This is a genomic window from Campylobacter sp. CNRCH_2013_0898h, assembly GCF_025772965.1.
Taxonomy (GTDB): domain Bacteria; phylum Campylobacterota; class Campylobacteria; order Campylobacterales; family Campylobacteraceae; genus Campylobacter_D; species Campylobacter_D lari_D.
This window is the reverse complement of sequence record NZ_JAKMTD010000030.1, coordinates 1-1,445: the sequence shown is the minus strand read 5'-3', so window position 1 is coordinate 1,445 and position 1,445 is coordinate 1. Positions and strand designations below refer to the sequence as shown.

Below are 1,445 nucleotides of genomic sequence, written 5' to 3'. Positions count from 1 at the left end.
CAAAAAAGTAATATAAAAGAAAGTATAAATTTCAAAGAACTTTCTTTAAATTCAAATCAAGAAAACAATACAAAAGAAAGTATAGACACTATAATAAAAAATACAAATTTTAACAATGAAACTTCTTTAAAAATAAAACAAAGCAATACCATTATAGATGATATAAAAGAAGATTTTAAGATTGTATCTTATCACCTTAAAAACCTAAGCCACTTCATCTTAGAAAACAAAGAAAAAAATAAAAAGCTTATATTTTTTGACAATGCTTCATCTATGTCAAATCTTTTACATCTTTATGAGAACAATTGTGATATATTTGTTAAAGATGAGTCATTAATCAATATAGCTTTATTAGAACAAAACTATAATCTAGATTTTAATAAACTAAAAACAAGAGTATTTTTTTATGAAAAACTTCTTTTAGGCGCAAAGGAAGATGAAATTTTTTCTTTCAATGATGAAAAAATAAATTATTATCTTAAATATGATGAGAATAATTTATATGCTTTAAAAGATTTAAACATTACTTATGATTATTATCATTGTAAGATTAAAAACTATGTTTTAGCTAAAAATAGTTTAAATATAAAATTAGAACCTAAAAAGATAAGCAAGCACTATGCTTATGATGATTTAAACCATCAAGATCTAAATTTAACCCACAATAACACTAACATTATAAACAACACTGCTACTTCAAATTACATCAGCCTTATCATACAAGATGAACATGGCAAGGCTATTGATAATGCTAGTATTAGTATAAAAGGGTATGATCATGAAAAACTAATCAAGCAAAGCGTATTAAAATTAAAAACTAATAAAGAAGGTAAAATAAGATTTGATAGAGAAAAAGACTTTAGTAATTGTCATAGTTTTAAAGTTAGATTAGAAGATAATAAAGCTTATTTAGCCAAACCCTTACAAGATAGCAAAAGAATATTTAATAATTATATCAATCATAAAATAGGACTTATACTTAGGTTTAAAAATAAAGATTATTTTAAATATGATGGTTTTTATTTATATCATTTTAAAGGAAAAGATTTAATATCTTCTTATATGGCAAGAAGTGGAGTAGCTAAAGCTGATAATTTAAAACCATCAAATAAACAAATTGCTTTTAGTTTTTATCAAGATATAAAAGATAAAACTACCAAGAAAAAAGCATATTTTTACTATGATGATGAAAGTATTAAAGATAAATTTGGAAGCTTACCTGAAGGAAAGTATTATTTTAAAATCAATGAGATTAATTACAACAAACAACCTGATTTTTTAAAAGATTATCCTTTTAGCATAGGTAAGACTTGGGGAAAGTATTGTGTTAGATTATACACAGATAAAGAATGCTCTAAAAGTTTTAAAGAAATAGAAATTTCAAATCCAAATAATGAAAAAGAAAAAAGCAAGAATAAAGAAAGTATGAGTAAGGGGGATTTGTA

At 23.0% G+C, this 1,445-nt stretch carries 1 protein-coding gene; it reads left to right on the top strand.

Going from position 1 to position 1,445, the window contains the following annotated elements:
- A partial coding sequence (locus L8X50_RS08180; RefSeq protein WP_412175490.1) for a hypothetical protein occupies positions 1–1,445 on the top strand: 1,445 nt, incomplete at both ends.